22 protein-coding genes are annotated in these 15,634 nt (G+C 24.3%); 17 read left to right on the forward strand and 5 right to left on the reverse strand.

Annotated elements, in window-relative coordinates; all coding sequences use genetic code 11:
- Positions 1-21: 21 nt before the first annotated feature.
- The 5 genes from A6P36_RS08240 to A6P36_RS06785 form a co-directional block, all read right to left on the reverse strand.
- Positions 22-195: a hypothetical protein gene (locus A6P36_RS08240; protein WP_197487229.1), complete on the reverse strand. Its 174-nt coding sequence runs from the start codon at positions 193-195 to the stop codon at positions 22-24.
- Between the two features lie 183 nt (positions 196-378).
- Positions 379-552: a hypothetical protein gene (locus tag A6P36_RS08150; RefSeq protein ID WP_156507997.1), complete on the reverse strand. Its 174-nt coding sequence runs from the start codon at positions 550-552 to the stop codon at positions 379-381.
- Between the two features lie 99 nt (positions 553-651).
- Entirely contained in the window at positions 652-798 is a 147-nt protein-coding gene (locus A6P36_RS08155) for a hypothetical protein (protein WP_156507998.1), read from the reverse strand.
- Between the two features lie 549 nt (positions 799-1,347).
- Complete coding sequence (locus tag A6P36_RS06780; protein ID WP_066762425.1) at positions 1,348-1,821, reverse strand: hypothetical protein; 474 nt, start codon at positions 1,819-1,821, stop codon at positions 1,348-1,350.
- Between the two features lie 68 nt (positions 1,822-1,889).
- Complete coding sequence (locus tag A6P36_RS06785; protein WP_066762428.1) at positions 1,890-3,599, reverse strand: Rqc2 family fibronectin-binding protein; 1,710 nt, start codon at positions 3,597-3,599, stop codon at positions 1,890-1,892.
- A 226-nt stretch (positions 3,600-3,825) separates the two neighbouring features.
- Between A6P36_RS06785 and ahpC the strand changes: the two genes are divergently transcribed.
- From ahpC to spoIIIAG, 17 genes are all read left to right on the forward strand, one after another.
- Positions 3,826-4,389: an alkyl hydroperoxide reductase subunit C gene (gene ahpC / locus A6P36_RS06790; RefSeq protein WP_066762431.1), complete on the forward strand. Its 564-nt coding sequence runs from the start codon at positions 3,826-3,828 to the stop codon at positions 4,387-4,389.
- 178 nt (positions 4,390-4,567) lie between these two features.
- Positions 4,568-5,962: a GspE/PulE family protein gene (locus A6P36_RS06795; RefSeq protein WP_066762434.1), complete on the forward strand. Its 1,395-nt coding sequence runs from the start codon at positions 4,568-4,570 to the stop codon at positions 5,960-5,962.
- A 1-nt stretch (position 5,963) separates the two neighbouring features.
- Complete coding sequence (locus tag A6P36_RS06800; RefSeq protein WP_066762437.1) at positions 5,964-7,154, forward strand: type II secretion system F family protein; 1,191 nt, start codon at positions 5,964-5,966, stop codon at positions 7,152-7,154.
- Positions 7,154-7,588 carry a peptidase gene (locus A6P36_RS06805; RefSeq protein ID WP_066762440.1) on the forward strand — a complete coding sequence of 145 codons (435 nt, stop codon included), beginning with the start codon at positions 7,154-7,156 and terminating at the stop codon, positions 7,586-7,588. The genes A6P36_RS06800 and A6P36_RS06805 overlap by 1 nt, the downstream gene beginning before the upstream one ends.
- A complete protein-coding gene (locus tag A6P36_RS06810) occupies positions 7,581-7,973 on the forward strand; it encodes a hypothetical protein (protein ID WP_066762441.1) in 393 nt (130 codons plus the stop codon). Before A6P36_RS06805 ends, A6P36_RS06810 begins: the two co-directional genes overlap by 8 nt.
- A 47-nt stretch (positions 7,974-8,020) precedes the next feature.
- Positions 8,021-8,461 carry a hypothetical protein gene (locus A6P36_RS06815; RefSeq protein ID WP_066762445.1) on the forward strand — a complete coding sequence of 147 codons (441 nt, stop codon included), beginning with the start codon at positions 8,021-8,023 and terminating at the stop codon, positions 8,459-8,461.
- A gap of 2 nt (positions 8,462-8,463) precedes the next feature.
- The gene (locus tag A6P36_RS06820; protein ID WP_242861682.1) at positions 8,464-8,904 is read left to right on the forward strand and encodes a hypothetical protein; all 441 of its coding nucleotides are present in this window, start codon (positions 8,464-8,466) and stop codon (positions 8,902-8,904) included.
- A gap of 17 nt (positions 8,905-8,921) precedes the next feature.
- Positions 8,922-9,686, forward strand: a 765-nt coding sequence (locus A6P36_RS06825) for a hypothetical protein (RefSeq protein WP_156508000.1), incomplete at its 3' end; no start/stop codon positions are given.
- A gap of 366 nt (positions 9,687-10,052) precedes the next feature.
- Entirely contained in the window at positions 10,053-10,448 is a 396-nt protein-coding gene (locus A6P36_RS06835) for a hypothetical protein (RefSeq protein WP_066762452.1), read from the forward strand.
- 72 nt (positions 10,449-10,520) lie between these two features.
- Positions 10,521-11,078, forward strand: coding sequence for an elongation factor P (efp, locus tag A6P36_RS06840; protein ID WP_066762454.1), 558 nt, complete (start codon positions 10,521-10,523; stop codon positions 11,076-11,078).
- Positions 11,079-11,183: 105 nt separating this feature from the next.
- The gene (gene spoIIIAA, locus A6P36_RS06845) at positions 11,184-12,080 is read left to right on the forward strand and encodes a stage III sporulation protein AA (RefSeq protein WP_197487231.1); all 897 of its coding nucleotides are present in this window, start codon (positions 11,184-11,186) and stop codon (positions 12,078-12,080) included.
- 11 nt (positions 12,081-12,091) lie between these two features.
- Positions 12,092-12,604, forward strand: coding sequence for a stage III sporulation protein AB (locus A6P36_RS06850; protein ID WP_066762460.1), 513 nt, complete (start codon positions 12,092-12,094; stop codon positions 12,602-12,604).
- A 15-nt stretch (positions 12,605-12,619) separates the two neighbouring features.
- A complete protein-coding gene (gene spoIIIAC, locus A6P36_RS06855) occupies positions 12,620-12,817 on the forward strand; it encodes a stage III sporulation protein AC (RefSeq protein WP_066762471.1) in 198 nt (65 codons plus the stop codon).
- A 9-nt stretch (positions 12,818-12,826) separates the two neighbouring features.
- Positions 12,827-13,210, forward strand: a complete 384-nt coding sequence (gene spoIIIAD / locus A6P36_RS06860; protein ID WP_066762474.1) for a stage III sporulation protein AD — start codon at positions 12,827-12,829, stop codon at positions 13,208-13,210.
- 7 nt (positions 13,211-13,217) lie between these two features.
- On the forward strand, positions 13,218-14,405 hold the full coding sequence (spoIIIAE, locus tag A6P36_RS06865; protein ID WP_066762477.1) for a stage III sporulation protein AE: 1,188 nt from the start codon (positions 13,218-13,220) through the stop codon (positions 14,403-14,405).
- A 14-nt stretch (positions 14,406-14,419) separates the two neighbouring features.
- Positions 14,420-15,001: a stage III sporulation protein AF gene (gene spoIIIAF / locus A6P36_RS06870; protein ID WP_066762480.1), complete on the forward strand. Its 582-nt coding sequence runs from the start codon at positions 14,420-14,422 to the stop codon at positions 14,999-15,001.
- A 15-nt stretch (positions 15,002-15,016) separates the two neighbouring features.
- Positions 15,017-15,607: a stage III sporulation protein AG gene (gene spoIIIAG / locus A6P36_RS06875; RefSeq protein WP_066762482.1), complete on the forward strand. Its 591-nt coding sequence runs from the start codon at positions 15,017-15,019 to the stop codon at positions 15,605-15,607.
- Positions 15,608-15,634 lie beyond the last annotated feature (27 nt).

The following is a 15,634-nucleotide window of genomic DNA, read 5'->3' on the forward strand; positions in this document are numbered from 1 at the left end:
TCATAGGATTTTTTTGTAAAATTAATCTTGAAAATTGTGTAGTTGAGTACAAGCTGAATTTATGGAATTAATAGCAGATTGAATTACATTTTTATTTTCTTGTTTTTCGCAACACATCATTGCTTGCTCTAAATTATTTAAAGCACTTTTAATTGAATTTAAGCCTAAATTTACATTATCTTGAGCCTTTTTCATAAATAAAATCATTCCTTTGTTTAATAATATTAGAACACACTAATATTATTCCATGTTAAAAAATATTTATACAAAAAAGAACCACATAAGACAGAATATTTCTAAAAGTATCAAAATAAATTAATCATCCCAACGATTATCTAAAAAGTCATCAAAATCATATCTATCGTCCCAGTCGTTATCCTAATGATCATCCCAGTAGTCATATCTATTATCATCCAAATTGCTGTAATAAAAACCACTTAAAGTTTTTGTTTCTTGTCCACTTCCGCTTCCTGAAGTTGTAGTTGTTATAGGAACAGCCAATATAGCTGCTGTAGTAGCGCTAACTGCTAAATTTTTAAATACTCTTTTCATAATATAACTCCTTTTTAATAAGTAATTTTTTGTTTAAGAGAAAAAAGAACCATATAATATGGTTCTTAATAAATTATGGACGCATTGGTGGTCTTTAGATTAATCCTCCTGGTCTATTATAACAATTTTCTTAAGCTTTATCTTGCCAATCTGGTCCATTTCTAAATCCTCAAGTGTACCAAAGTTTATAATAGCTTTTGCCTCTTGTCCAGCACTACTTACAATTACTGGAATAGCTAATGCCATTGTTGTAGCAACATTAGCTATTAATTTCTTAAGTCTTTTTTTTCATAAATAGGAACCTCCTAAGACTAATAAATTTTTTACCTTGAAAATTATTATAATACAAAAATTATAAAAAAGTAACAAAAAATTAATATTTTTAAATATTATTTAAAATATTTAAAAATAGAAAAAACATTAACATATTGTTAGTAATATAAATTAAAGTAAAGAAATAAACTTGGTGGTTTTTGATGACTTATTCCATAATTACCAAATAAAAAATCTTTAATAGTGTTTATGCATCGTCATGAGGGAAAAATTTATCTTTATTTATCTTATAAAGAACCAAACTCTTTTGTAGTACTTTTAAACTAAGTATGTGTTATTTGATTACTAATAACTCTATGATTATTTGTTATTTAAAATTTTTATTAATTTTTTGTATAAAATTTTTTACCGTTGTTGTAGTAAAATGTTATGTTAATTTAAAAACATATGAGTTTAGAAGAATAATGATTAATAATGAAAAAAGAGATATGAATTTCATATCTCTTACATAATAAACGTGTTTTATGGGAATATTTTTTCATAAAGATCATAATAGTGCGCTAATTCATCAGGATCACCTTGATCTACAGGGTCACGTCCAGAAAGAATCAGAGTTACATTCATTGTGTAAAGCCATTCATCAAATGTTAATATATGTGGATTTCCAGACACATAAATAAAATCCTTCATATTTTCATAAAGATATTCATTAAATAACTTTATATCACGATCTGCACACTGAAATAAAAAACGATTAAAGGAATCTCTATTTCCAAGCATTTTTGGAATTGAGAAGTAACCATTTTCAAGATAATAACGTTCAAATGTACGAATTATATGATCAATACCCCAATATCTACCTAAGTTATCGTAATCTATAAGTGCGGCGTTAGCAACTTGTGTTTGTCCTCCAGAAAAATCTATTGAAGTAAATGGAATAGCTAAAGTTATTGAAGCAATAATACTTGCAATTAACTTTTTTATATTTTTTTTCATTTCAAATCCTCCCTAAAATTATCAATCTTACACAATTGTATCATGAAATTAATATAAAGTAAATAAAATTAATTATTATATAAATGTATATTTAATTCATTTATAGAAGAAGGAGGAGTTGTATAAATTGTTTTATTTGAAGAATATATTACCATTCCAGGTTTTGCATGAGGCATTTTTTTAATATTTTTAACTTTGGTGTAGTCAACGGGAACATTTGATGAAGTTGAAGCTTTGCTATAAAAGGCTGCGAGTTTTCCTGCTATTTCTATTAGTTTGTCATCTGGGTTGTTGTGAGCAAGAATTACATGACTTCCTGGAATATTTTTTGTATGAAACCATGTATAATCTTCTTTTGAAATTTTAAATGTTAAAGATTCATTTTGGATATTATTTTTACCTACAAAAATTGAAATTCCACTTGATGTTATGTAATGATAAGGTTGTGATTTAACAATTTCATTTTTGGTTTTAGTTTTAATATTTTTTAAATATCCACTTCTAACAAGCTCTTCTCTAATTTCATCAATATCATTTTCATTTTGTATTTTATCTAGATTATTTAAAACAGAATTTAAATATTCAATTTCTTTGGTGCATTCTAGTATGTTTTGCTCGTTCATAGTTTCAGACTTTTTAAGCTTTTTGTATTTTTTATAGTAGTTCTCTATGTTTTGTGAAGCGTGTAATTTTGGATTTAGTTTTATTGTTATATTTTCTAAATTTTCACTAAAATAATTTTGTACAGTTATCGAACTTTCTCCACCTTTTAACATGAAAATATTTGCAGAAATTAAATCTCCATACAATTTGAAGATATCTTTATTTTCACTTTCTTTAAGAGCATTTTTAAATATCTCAATTTTTTTACTAGATTTTTGAATAACGGAGTTTATAACCTTTTTAATATTTGTAATTTTATTGTTTAGATTATCAAAAATATTTTTATTAACTATGAAATTATCAAGAAGCTCATTTAAGTTGTTAAATTCTATTTTTTGATCATAAGAGTTAATATCAAAACAGTAAAAATCTTTGTACGTATTATTTGTCATATATAATATAGGTTTTGTTTTGATATTTTTAAATAAATCTTCTATTATATTAAATTTTTGTTCAATGGATTTATCATCTACAAGATTGAAAATAAATTTTGATAAGGGGGTAGATATTCCTTGAAATATTTTAGAGTACATATTTTCATTAATTTCTATAATATTTAGAAGTTTTTTAAAATCCTCAAACTCAAAATTAAAAGGGTTTAATTTCAAATCATCTTTAGGAGGATATTTGTATATTGAACCAGGTAAAAGTGTTCTATAGGAATTGTTGTTATGTGAAAGATGTTTTATTGAATCTAAAACTTTGTTAGTTGATTTATCAATTAAAGAAATATTGCTATGTTTACCCATAAGTTCAATTATTAGTTCAAAGCTATTCATATCTCCAAGTTCATTTCTGTTATCTATAATCAATTTTAAAATCCTATCATTTTCAATTTGAATGATTTCTTTTATAGTTCCGTTAAGTATGTATTTTTTAAGGATTGTGTTAAACATAAAGTTTGATTTTTGAGTTTCGTATTTATTATTTGTAAAATTTATTGTGCTGTATTTTGAATTTGCACTTATTAATAAATTGTGATTTTCTCCATTGCATCTTATTGTAAAAATAACATCGTGTTTTTCAAATTGGTTTATTTTACGAATCTTACCATTTGTTATTTTTGGAACCAATTCTTTAATTAATGTGTTTAGAAATACTCCATCCATTGGCATATAAATCACCTCAACTAGATTATAACATAAAACAATTTTAAAAAAATATTTTACATTTATAATTAAGTAATAATTATTAATATTTAATATTAATTATCATTTACAAATAAAATTAATTATGATATAATGAATTCGTGATATGAAGCTTATGTCTTAAGTTTCGTTTTATAGTCCATATTGGTTATGGTTTTCATTTTAAAATATTAGAGAAGAGAGGTAATGGAATATGTCACTTATAAACAAAGAAGTTTCTGATTTTAATGTACAAGCTTTTCATAATGGTGAGTTTAGAACTGTAAGTAAGAATGATATTTTAGGTAAATGGAGTGTATTTTTCTTCTATCCAGCAGATTTTACATTTGTGTGTCCAACCGAGTTAGAAGATTTAGCTAACCTTTACAGTGAATTTAAAGAGGCAGGATGTGAAGTTTATTCAGTCTCTACTGATACACATTTTGTACATAAGGCATGGCATGATGCTTCTGAAAGTATAAAGAAAATTAAATATGTTATGTTAGGAGATCCTGATCACGTTCTTTCTAAAGATTTTGAAGTTTATATTGAAGGTGCAGGTTTAGCAGAGCGTGGTACTTTCATTGTTAATCCAGAAGGGAAAATAGTTTCTTATGAAGTAAGTGCTGGTAATGTTGGACGTAATGCTGAAGAATTACTTCGTAAATTACAAGCTAGTCAGTTTGTAGCACAATATGGGGATCAAGTTTGTCCTGCAAGATGGAAACCTGGAAGCGAAACATTAAAACCAGGTATAGATTTAGTAGGTAAACTATAATTTTGAGTTTTATACTTGTTTCTGTAATTAACAAGCTTGTTGTATATTACAACAGGCTTGTTTTTATTTTTTGTATTTTATGAAAATAAAAATATTTTATTATTTTGTGATTATTTGAATAATTAGCAAAAAATGTGAAATAACTTAAATAAATTTTATTGAATTTGGGGTGGTTATTGTGGTTTTAGAAGATATTGAATTGAATTTATTAATGTATGTTAATTATGATTTTGCAAAAAAATTTAACGTTTTACCTATAAGGAGATATGAAAACGGAATCATAATAATTTGTTCTGAAATCAAAGATAGCGTAATGAATGATTTAAAAATTATGTTTAATGAAAACATAGTTCCTTATGTTCATTCAAGAGAAACAGTTGAAGAAAACATAAATTATTATTATGAAATTTTTAATGAGAGACAAGCATCATCTGAAAATTATTCAGAAGATTTATATGAAGAAATATTTAAAACAGCTATAAAAATGAGAGTAAGTGATATACATATTGAACCTCAAAGTGATGGAGTGAATGTTAGATTTAGATATAATGGAGATCTTAAAATTTTTAAAAAGATATCCTATGTTTCTTATAAATTTATATCTACAAAGATAAAAGTTTTAAGTAATCTTGATATAACAGAGAAGAGAATATCTCAAGATGGAAAAATAATTTACAATTATAATGGAAATAAATACAACATACGTGTCTCTACATTGCTAATTTCTAAAGGGGAAAAAATTTCTCTTAGAATTCACTATAATGAAATGATTTATGAAAATATTGAGGATTTAGGTTTTAGTGAAGAGCAAGTTGAAATTTTAGAAAAGTATTTAAAAAAGAAGAGCGGAATGATTGTATTATCAGGTCCTACAGGAAGTGGGAAATCTACAACTTTATATAAATTTATTGAGTATTTAAATAATGAAAAAGTTAGCATCTATACAATTGAAGACCCTATAGAGTATGAAATTGATGGAGTGAATCAAAGTTCTACAAATGAAAAAGTTGGACTTACTTTTGAAAAAATATCGAGAAATATTTTAAGACATGATCCGGACATATTTATGATTGGAGAAATAAGAGATTATGAGACTGCAAAGGTTGCTGTGTCGTCTTCTGTAGTTGGTCATAAAGTTTTTTCAACAATACACGCTAAAGATTCAATTTCTGTAATTACTCGTTTAATTGATTTGGGTGTTAGTGAGTTTTTAGCAATAGACTCTATAGATTTAGTTATTTCACAGAGATTAGTAAAAAAATTATGTAGATGTAAGAGAAAAGAATCGCTTGAAGAACGAATTATATTTAATACAAAATACGAAAAAGGCAAATATTATTCGCCAAAAGGTTGTGAAAAATGTAAATTTACAGGATATAGTGGAAGAATTTTATTGAATGAAATTTTAATAATAGATGATATAATAAAGGATATGCTTTTGGAAAAAAAATCCATTAATGAAATAAAACAGTATATAAAAAGCAAATATTTTAAATATTCCTTTGAATATAACGTTAAAAATCTTATAGATAGTGGTGATGTATATATATTAGATTTGGAGATGTTAAAGTAGAATGGGGAATTATATTATTTTAATTAGAGATAATGGAATATTTAAAATTATTACATATTGTGGAAATTTTATTGATTTTTTAAATGAATGTAAATACAAAATTTATTTCAAAATTAGAGTGCCATCGTTTTTAGTTTTTCGTAGAAAATTGAAAATATCGTGGTACAAAAGATTTTGTGAAGATCTTTATTTTTTACATATAAGTGGAGTGTCTATAATAGATTCAATATCTATTTTCAAACAAAATGTTGAAAATTCTAAGAACAAAAAGATGAGTTTATTTTATAAAGTTATATATGATAAGTTAATAAAAGGAAATTCTTTATACAAATCTATAAAGTCTACAAAATACGAATTTGATAATATATTTTTGTCTTTGATAAAGATTAGTGAGGAAACAGGAAATTTATCTGAAATATTAAAGAATTTATCTAAATATTATGAAGAAAAGATTTTAATAAATAATAAGGTTAAGTCATCTCTTTTATATCCTACATTGTTATCTGGAGTTTTATTTATATTGTTTAATCTATGTATCTTATATTTTATTCCTAATTATGTTGATTCATTTCAATCGCAGTTTTCCAATTTACCAAGTTATAGTTTAGTGTTTATAAATGCATGTTTATTTATAAATGATAATTATGGTGTGTTTTTAATTATTATGTTGTTATTTTTATTAATTTTTATAAAAAGTTTTAGAGTGAAAGGATTTTTAACAAAATTTTTTCTAAAGATTTCTTTATTTAGAAAAATATATTTTAAGTATTGTCAATTAAAATTTATACAAGCATTGTATTACATGATAAATAGTGGAATTGATATATCAAAAGCATTAAAAATAATGTCTTCCATAAAAAGCGAGCCTTATGCGATTTATTCAAAATATGTTTATGAGCAAATAAATCAGGGATTTGATTTTTGTGAAGCTTTGAAGAGTGCAAAAATTTTTGAATCTGAAGTTATTTCTATAATAAAAGTTGGGGAAAAGAGTTCAAATTTAAATTTGTCATTAAAAAATATTTGGACAGGTTGTTCGAAAAAGTATTATCAAATTATGGATAGAAGCACAAAGTTAATAGAGCCAATTTTTATTTTAATTTGTGGGATTTTAGTAATAATATTTGTTTCAATTTTTATATTGCCTCTTATATCTTATGACAATTTTAGTCATATTTGGGAGGGGATATAGTGAAAAAACAAGGAGTTATTATTTTAGAAAATTTATTAGCATTTGTTTTAATTATGGTTATTATGGGGGGAATCTTTCTGGGGGTTGACCAATTAAAAAATGTTTATAGTAAATATGAACATAATAAGTTTAAAATGCAATTTTTAAATTTTATTAATTTGGGAAAGTACAAAGCTTTTAATGATTCAAATATGTACACTATAAGATTTGATGAAAAAAGTATATCTCTTATTGATAAAGAACACGTTATAGTTAATAGATTTAATTTTCCTAAAAATATTAAAATGGTTAAATTTAATGGGATTAATAATAGAACTTTAACCATTCAAAGTAATGGACTAATAGCAAGAGGTGCAACATTTACATATTCATTTGATAAAAAATTAAATGAAATAACAATAGCTGCTGTTACAGGGAAAGTTAATTATGGTTAAAGTGCGAAAAGAAGGTTCAATATTAATTAGAAGTTTATTTTTTGTAGTTATAATTTTTACACTAAGTTTATCTATTTTTAGATTTCAAAATTTAAATTTAAGAAGTGTGCATTTCGTATTGATTACAAAGAAAATTACTAATTATATTGATGTTATAAAAAATGAATTGTATTTTAATAAACAAAATTTGTACATAGGAAATGGAATTTATATAAGGGAAGAAAATTTAAATTTAAAAAACTATAAAGAGTTTAATGAAATTTTCGAAAATAATGTTGATAATGACGAAAATTATTTTTATTTAGAATCAAAATCTCCCAATGTTATTAATATAACTTATTTTTATAAACAAAAATCGTTATTAAGTGAAGAATTTGAAATTTAATATTTGGAGGTGTACTGAATATTATAGGACTTAAAAAAAGTGGTAGTATGCTTTTGGAATCTGTAGTTTGTTTATTGATTTTTGTAGTTATTGGAATATTTATAAGTAATTTTATTATAGGAAGTTCAAAAAGCGTGATTTTAAATAACCAACTTTCATCTGATACTTTAAAAATGAGAGAACTTGAAGTTTTTTTGAATAGTGAGTTTGATGAATATTCTTTTGATTTTAAGATTGTATCGGATAATAAAATTTACTACAAAAAGATAGTTCCTATTAGTTCAGAAAAGTGTGAGGTAAAAGAAAGAGAAATAAGTTTTAAAAATGGAGTTATCCAACTTAGATATGATAATAGAAATGTTACGAATTTATTAAGAGGAGTACAAAAGTTTGAAATTTATAACAGAGGAAAATTAATATTTGTTGATATTGAATTAAATGATATGAAGTTAACAAAGGTTATTTCTTCAATGTCTTATAATATTTGATAATGAAAAAAAGAGGGGTAATTTATATACCATTTTTAATGGTATTAATATTAATATTTGGTTTTGTAATCAATTCAAATTATATAAGTAGAAATATAGAAGTTTATTTGGATTATGAAAATATTTCTGAAATTCATAAGATTGATGCCATAGATAAATTTATTTCACAGCTTGAGTTTTACAAAGATGATTACTATAACAAAGTTGATCTTGAATTTATAGATGGTGGGGTCACTTTTTTAGATTATGTGAAAAATAATAATTTAAAATTATTTAAGGGGAATTTTTATATTTTAGATTTTATATTGGGGAATAAAGTGAATCCAAATAATGATAAGATTGTATTTTATTATAGCACTGAAAATAGAGAGGGGTACTATTTTTATGTTAAAGAACACGGAAGAAATATTGATTTGAATATTGCTCGTGTTTTTAGAGTTTAGTGTGTTTTGGAGGGATTATGAAAAATTTAATTTATTATGATAAAGAAAAATGTGATGTGTATTTTAAAAAGATAAGCAATAAATATGAGAAAGCTAATAAAACACAGATATATATTAAGGATATAGATAAATTTAATATAAAGAATTGTATTGTAACTTTTGATGTTAAAGATTTTTTAATAAAGTCTTTATGTATGCCACTTGATAATTATATAAATGAAAGAGTTTTAAATTCATTGAAGTTTTATTTCAATAATTTTAATGATGATGTACTTTATGATTACTTTTTACTTGATTCAGATTTAGAAATGGGACAAGTAAAGATATTATTGTACGCTATAAAGATTCAAGATGATGTACAAAATATATTGAAATATATTGATAAATCTTATTTGGTTGTAAGACCATTGCAGTTCATAATGTTAGAATATTTAACTCATAAATTTGATATATCTAATGGAATATTTATAAATAAAATTAATGAAGAACAGTACAATATAATTATGTTTAGGAATTCATTAATATTATTAAATGATTATATTAATAATGAAGATTTGAAATATTTAGATGATTATATAGAAGATAAAATTGATTATGTAAAAAAGGAATTTAATGTTGAATTAAATAAAGATGTTTATTTTTTAAATGATAAACAAGATAAAGATATGTATAATTACAAATTTAAATTTGGTTTTATAAATTACACTATGGAGGAAATTTTAACAGAACATGATTACGTCAGAAGTAAATTTTCTAAGTTTTGGAAAAAGAGAGAAAATTTTNNTATTTAATATATATTTTTTTATGTTCAATATTAATAATTTTATCATTAAAAAGTGTTTTTTCTAATTACAATGAATATAAAAATCTCAATAGTATACAAGTTTATAAAAATACAAATGATTATGTAGATAATAAAACAGAATATCTTGATAAAATATATTTTTTAATTAATGAAATGAAAGTATTTATAGAAAAAATAGTATATAAAAATAATGGTTTAAGTATGGAAGTTAGAGTTTTAGATAAAAAAAATATATATGATATTGTTGATAATTTGAAGAAAAATAATTTTGATATAATGTCTTACGTGTGTACATCAGAAGAAAATGGAATTTTTACGTATGCTATTGAGGTAGAGGTATAAAATGGGTAAAGCGTTGAAAAGATACAGATTTATCGTAGGTATTTTAATTTTGGTATTAGGTTTATTATTGATTGTAAATTTTAATTTTAAAGTAAAGGTAGATAGATTAAGATTGTTAAATGAAAAAGTTTTGAATAGTGAAAATGAATTTAAAAATGCAAAAGAGAATAGATTTATTCAATTTAAAAATGATTTATTGGATAAAGATATTGTGTTAGATAATATAGTGATTGGAAGTGAGGAAGGAGTTAAATTTGAAATTCATAAAAGTATGTATCCAGAGCAAATAAATGATTTTATAAAATTTTTGAATGATAAATCTTATTTAAGAATAATTGAGATGAGTATTATTAAAAATAACTTTGATTACAGTGTAAATATATCTGCTGAAATTTGATGGATATATTGAATAAAACAGTTTATTTTGCTAGAATTATTTTGCGATAATAAAATGGAGGTTTAAATTGTTATGTTAACAGCTGGAGATTTGAGAAAAGGTACTACTTTTGAGCATGACGGACAAGTGTACATAGTTATCGATTTTTTACACGTAAAACCAGGTAAAGGTGCAGCTTTTGTAAGAACAAAATTAAGAAATGTTATAGCTGGGGGGGTTGTTGAAAGAACATTTAATCCTTCAGAAAAGTTTCAGGAAGCTGTTATTGAAAGAAAAGAGATGCAGTATTTGTATAATGATGAGTCATTGTATTATTTTATGGATCAAGAAACATATGAGCAAATACCTCTTAATTATGAGAAAGTTGAAGAGGCTATAAAATATTTAAAAGAAAATATGAATGCTGTTATTAAATTTTATAAGGGTGAAGCTTTTTCAGTTGAAGCTCCTAATTTTGTAGAGTTGGAAGTAATTGAAACTGATCCAGGATTTAAAGGTAATACTGCTACGAATACTTTGAAACCTGCAAAAGTTGAAACAGGAACAATTGTTCAAGTTCCTTTGTTTATAAATGAAGGAGATAGAATCAGAATCGATACAAGAACTGGAGATTATATGGAAAGAGTTTAATATTTGAATGAGTTGAAGTTGTTAGTTAATCTAACAACTTTTTTTTTGTTTTTGTACTAAAAAAATAATAAAAAAATATAATTTATAAAAAAGGAGGTTAGAATTATTAACAATTTAAAAGATATATTAAATTTATTTTCTATTAATTTAAGACATCAATTAGAAAAGTATGGTTCTCTAGATAATTTACAAGAAATTAGATTTAAAGTAGATAAACCAATTATATTAATTTTTTCAGATCGAGAAATTGTTTTAACAATAAAAACCTCTATAGAAGATATTAGGGTAACCATCAATAAAATGAGTAAATTTTCTATTTTTGCATTTGAAGAGGATGTTAAACAAGGTTTTATAACTATACAAGGTGGACATAGGGTAGGGATTACTGGAGAATGGGTATTTGAAAATGGGGAAGTAAAGTATTTAAAAAATATTTCTTCTTTGAATATAAGGATTTCTAGAGAGGTTTTAGGATTTGGAAAAAAATTTATAAATTATATATACAATAATGGATCCATATTAAATACGCTGATAATTTCTCCGCCAAAATGTGGTAAAACTACTCTTTTGAGAGATTTAGCCAGAATTATTTCAAATGGTGAACCACCAATTAATAAAGGATTTAAAGTTTCTATTATAGATGAACGAAGTGAAATTGCTGCAAGTTTTCATGGTGTTCCACAATTGGATGTAGGATTAAGAACGGATGTTTATGATAATTGTTTAAAAAGTAAAGGTATTATTCTTGCAATAAGATCTATGGCTCCTGAAGTTATAATTTGCGATGAAATTGGAACTAAAGATGATTTTGAAAGTATTTTAATTGCATACAACTCTGGAGTTTCTATAATTTCAACTATACATGGTAGTAGTGAAGAAGATTTTTACAATAAATTAAGGATGAGTAATCTTAATACAAATATGGAAAAAATTTTTAAATGTATTTTGGTACTGAATAATAGGAATGGAGTTGGGACGTTGGAACGAGTAAAAAAAATTTAGAGGAGTAGGTTATGAGATTTATAGCTCTATTTATTATTTTTATATGTATTTCATTAATTGGTATAACATTAGGAAATGGATTTAAATTGAGGGTGAAAGAACTTCAAGAATTTGAAAGTATATTTTATTCTTTAAAAAATAATATAACTTTTATGCGTACTCCAATATCACAAGCTTTAAGATTATCTTGTTCACGACGTACTGAGTTAAGTAATAGGTTTTTAAGAATAGCTGATGAAATTGAAAAGGGAGATTTTTACAATTTAATTGATGTTGTTAAAAAAGTTTTTGAGGTAGATAAATTTAAATTGTATTTAAATCAATCTGATTTAGATATGATATATGATTTTTTTGGTAATCTTGAAAATAACAATCTTAATTCATTTGAAAATTTATTTAATATTTTTGTGAAAAGAGTAGACGAGCAATTGAAGGAAGCTATTGAATTTAGAAATAAAAATAAAAAAATTTATAGCACTTTAGGAATTGGAATAGGAGCAATGATTGTTATTTTTCTCATATAGGGAGAGGATATTTAAATGTTAGATTTTTCTGTTATCTTTAAGATTGGAGGAGTTGGGATTCTTATAGCAATCTTAGATAAAGTTTTGAAGAGTATAGGTAGGGAAGAATATGCAACTCTTTCTAATATTCTAGGTATAGTACTTATATTGTTTATGGTTATACAACTTATAGGTGATTTATTTAATACAATTAAAACAATGTTTCAATTGTAGGTGAAAAATATGGATATTATAAAAATAGCATTTTTTTCATTGACGGCATTATTTTTTATAATTGTTATTCAACAAAGTAGAAAAGATTTAGCAATAATAATTTCTTTGTTTGTTGGTGTTTCTATATTTGTTTTTATTTTTGGAAAATTTAATGCAATAATATTATTCCTTCAAGAGATTGCACTGAAAGCTAATATAAATACTGTATATTTAAATATTGTTTTAAAAATACTTGCTATAAGTTACATAGCATCTTTTTGTAGTGAAATATGCAAAGATGCAGGTTCAAATAATATTGCATCTAAGGTGGAGTTTGGCGGTAAAATATTAATTTTATTTTTGGCAGTACCAATATTAATGGCAGTTTTACAGTCGATATTAAACATTATGTAGGTGATTTATGGTAAAAAAAATATTTTTATGTTTAGTTTTGTTAACTTTGTTTTTACAAGTTTTAAGTTTTAATATTAGTAGTGCTACAGAAAATAATGATCAATCAAGTATAGAAAATATAATTCAGGAAAATGAAAAAGAGATATCTAATCTTTATGAGTACATAATTAATATGAAAGATGATATTGAAATTTTGAAGGACTTAGATCCGAAAGAATATGTAAAATCGCTTATGACTCACGGTACAGAAGAAGTTAGTATAAGTAAAACAATATTTAAAAATATAATATCGTTTATTTTGAGAGAAGTAGTTTTGGTTTTTAATGGAATATCGACAGTCATAATTATTGCAGTTATTTGTGCTCTCATACAAAATTTGCAAACGGCTTTTTCACATCAAACTTTGTCAAATGTAGCATTTTATGCTTGTTACGCACTGTTAATAATTATTCTTTCAAAAACGTTCCTGATAGGAATTGATATAGCGAAGGAAACGATTAATGAATTGAATAATTTTTTGTTAGTACTGATACCAGTTCTTAGCACATTATTATTATCAGCTGGAGGTGTTAGCCAAGTTGCAACACTTGATCCTATAATAATTTTGCTTACTAATATAGGTCCAACATTTTATTTAAACATTTTAATACCAATTATTTTACTTGGATTTATGCTTCAATTTGCAAATAATATTTCTAATAATTTCAAAATATCAAATCTAATAAAACATACTAATCAAATTGTTTTATGGGCTCAAGGAATTTTTATAACATTTTTTATAAGTATGCTTACTATAAGAGGGTTTACTGCAGAATCATTAGATATTGTAACTGCTAAGACAGCAAAATTTGCGGTAGATAATTTTGTTCCCATAGTTGGAAAAGCAATATCAGAAGCTATTGCAACAGTTGCTGGATATTCAATACTTTTAAAAAATGCTGTGAGCTCATTAGGTCTTATAATAGTTATCGCTATTGTGTTAGTCCCAATAATTAAAATTTTTATAATGGCAACGATGTACAGGCTTACTGCAGCAATAATAGAACCTATTTCTGATAATAGAATTGTTTCAGCTATTAGTTCGGTAGGTGATTCATTAATACTTATAATGTCATGTGTTATAGTTGTATCTGTTTTATTTTTTGTAATGATTTCCATAATTGCTTCTGCTGGAAAATTAATAATAGGTGTATAAGGGAGAGGTTTTAAATGGAGATTTTAAAAGATTGGATAAGTGATATTTGTGTAAGTATTTTGTTTATGACAGCAGTGGAACTTGTATTGCCTGAAAATAGTATTAAAAAGTATTCTAAGTTTGTGCTTGGACTTATTTTTATAGTTGTTGTTATAAATCCTATAATTGGTTTTATAAAACAAGATAGTAATTTATATAAAGATATAACTTTAAATGAAGATTACGTAAATAAATTTGATAGTTATTTAGAAAACAATTTAGATGAATATAGTGAGAGAATTAAAAAAACTACAATAAATAGTTTTGAAGAAAATCTTTCAAGAAATTGTGAGAATCTTTTGAAAAACAATTTTAAGAAAAATAATTTTAATGTTGATGTTTCAGTTTCATATGAGGATGAAAATTTTAAGATAGAAGAACTTATTGTTAAAGTGGAAGAATTAGGTATAAAAAATGTAGAAACAGTAGAAAAAGTAGTCATAGGTAGCGTAAATAATTATGATGGCGTTAGTAAAGAAAGTTCAAAAGTTAAAGAGATAAAAAAATTTTTATCTAATGAGTTAAATATTTCAGAAAATATTATAAAGGTATATTAAGGGGCTCATGTGAAGATGGAAAAAATAAAAGAAAAAATTACTAAAAAAAGTAATAAATTTACTTATATGATTATATTAATTATAATAGCTGGAGTTATGATTTTGGTAGTTAGTTACTTTAACGATTCAACACCGACATTTTTAAATCTTTCAAATGATACAACTTTTCAAGAAAACAAAAGGGAAGAGAATTTAAGTACATCAACTACATATCAAGATAAAGTTAAAAATGAATTGAAAAATATTTTATCAAAAGTAAAAGGAGTTGGAGAGGTTGATGTTATTATACATTTTGAAGGTGGAGAAGAACTTATTCCAGCACTTGATAGTGAAAAATCAAATACAGTAACAGAAGAAAGAGATAGCAATGGAGGCAATAGGGTAAATAATAACAATAAAGATGGTACTAAAGTTGTAATGTCAAGTCAGGGAAGTAGCACTGAACCATTAATTCTTAAAACTTATAATCCTAAAATAATAGGAATTCTTATAGTTGCAGAAGGTGCAGATGATACTAGACTTTCATATGAATTAACAAAAATAGTATCTTCTTTATATGACATTAGTGAAAGTAAGGTAAGCGTGATACCTATGAAAGAACAATAGGTAAGAAAACGAAAAACTAATTTTAAA

Source organism: Candidatus Arthromitus sp. SFB-turkey (assembly GCF_001655775.1).
GTDB lineage: Bacteria > Bacillota > Clostridia > Clostridiales > Clostridiaceae > Dwaynesavagella > Dwaynesavagella gallinarum.

Bases quoted from the DNA above. Each gene is read 5' to 3' on its own strand.
- A6P36_RS06820 (WP_242861682.1), top strand. From the start codon at position 8,464: ATGAAAAAAAGAGGGGTAATTTATATACCATTTTTAATGGTATTAATA.
- A6P36_RS06810 (WP_066762441.1), top strand. From the start codon at position 7,581: ATGGTTAAAGTGCGAAAAGAAGGTTCAATATTAATTAGAAGTTTATTT.
- ahpC (WP_066762431.1), top strand. From the start codon at position 3,826: ATGTCACTTATAAACAAAGAAGTTTCTGATTTTAATGTACAAGCTTTT.
- A6P36_RS06815 (WP_066762445.1), top strand. From the start codon at position 8,021: ATGCTTTTGGAATCTGTAGTTTGTTTATTGATTTTTGTAGTTATTGGA.
- spoIIIAE (WP_066762477.1), top strand. From the start codon at position 13,218: ATGGTAAAAAAAATATTTTTATGTTTAGTTTTGTTAACTTTGTTTTTA.
- A6P36_RS06785 (WP_066762428.1), bottom strand. From the start codon at position 3,599: ATGCCAATGGATGGAGTATTTCTAAACACATTAATTAAAGAATTGGTT.
- A6P36_RS06835 (WP_066762452.1), top strand. From the start codon at position 10,053: ATGGGTAAAGCGTTGAAAAGATACAGATTTATCGTAGGTATTTTAATT.
- spoIIIAF (WP_066762480.1), top strand. From the start codon at position 14,420: ATGGAGATTTTAAAAGATTGGATAAGTGATATTTGTGTAAGTATTTTG.
- A6P36_RS06850 (WP_066762460.1), top strand. From the start codon at position 12,092: ATGAGATTTATAGCTCTATTTATTATTTTTATATGTATTTCATTAATT.
- spoIIIAG (WP_066762482.1), top strand. From the start codon at position 15,017: ATGGAAAAAATAAAAGAAAAAATTACTAAAAAAAGTAATAAATTTACT.
- A6P36_RS06800 (WP_066762437.1), top strand. From the start codon at position 5,964: ATGGGGAATTATATTATTTTAATTAGAGATAATGGAATATTTAAAATT.
- A6P36_RS08150 (WP_156507997.1), bottom strand. From the start codon at position 552: ATGAAAAGAGTATTTAAAAATTTAGCAGTTAGCGCTACTACAGCAGCT.
- spoIIIAD (WP_066762474.1), top strand. From the start codon at position 12,827: ATGGATATTATAAAAATAGCATTTTTTTCATTGACGGCATTATTTTTT.
- efp (WP_066762454.1), top strand. From the start codon at position 10,521: ATGTTAACAGCTGGAGATTTGAGAAAAGGTACTACTTTTGAGCATGAC.
- A6P36_RS08155 (WP_156507998.1), bottom strand. From the start codon at position 798: ATGGCATTAGCTATTCCAGTAATTGTAAGTAGTGCTGGACAAGAGGCA.
- A6P36_RS06780 (WP_066762425.1), bottom strand. From the start codon at position 1,821: ATGAAAAAAAATATAAAAAAGTTAATTGCAAGTATTATTGCTTCAATA.
- spoIIIAC (WP_066762471.1), top strand. From the start codon at position 12,620: ATGTTAGATTTTTCTGTTATCTTTAAGATTGGAGGAGTTGGGATTCTT.
- A6P36_RS08240 (WP_197487229.1), bottom strand. From the start codon at position 195: ATGAAAAAGGCTCAAGATAATGTAAATTTAGGCTTAAATTCAATTAAA.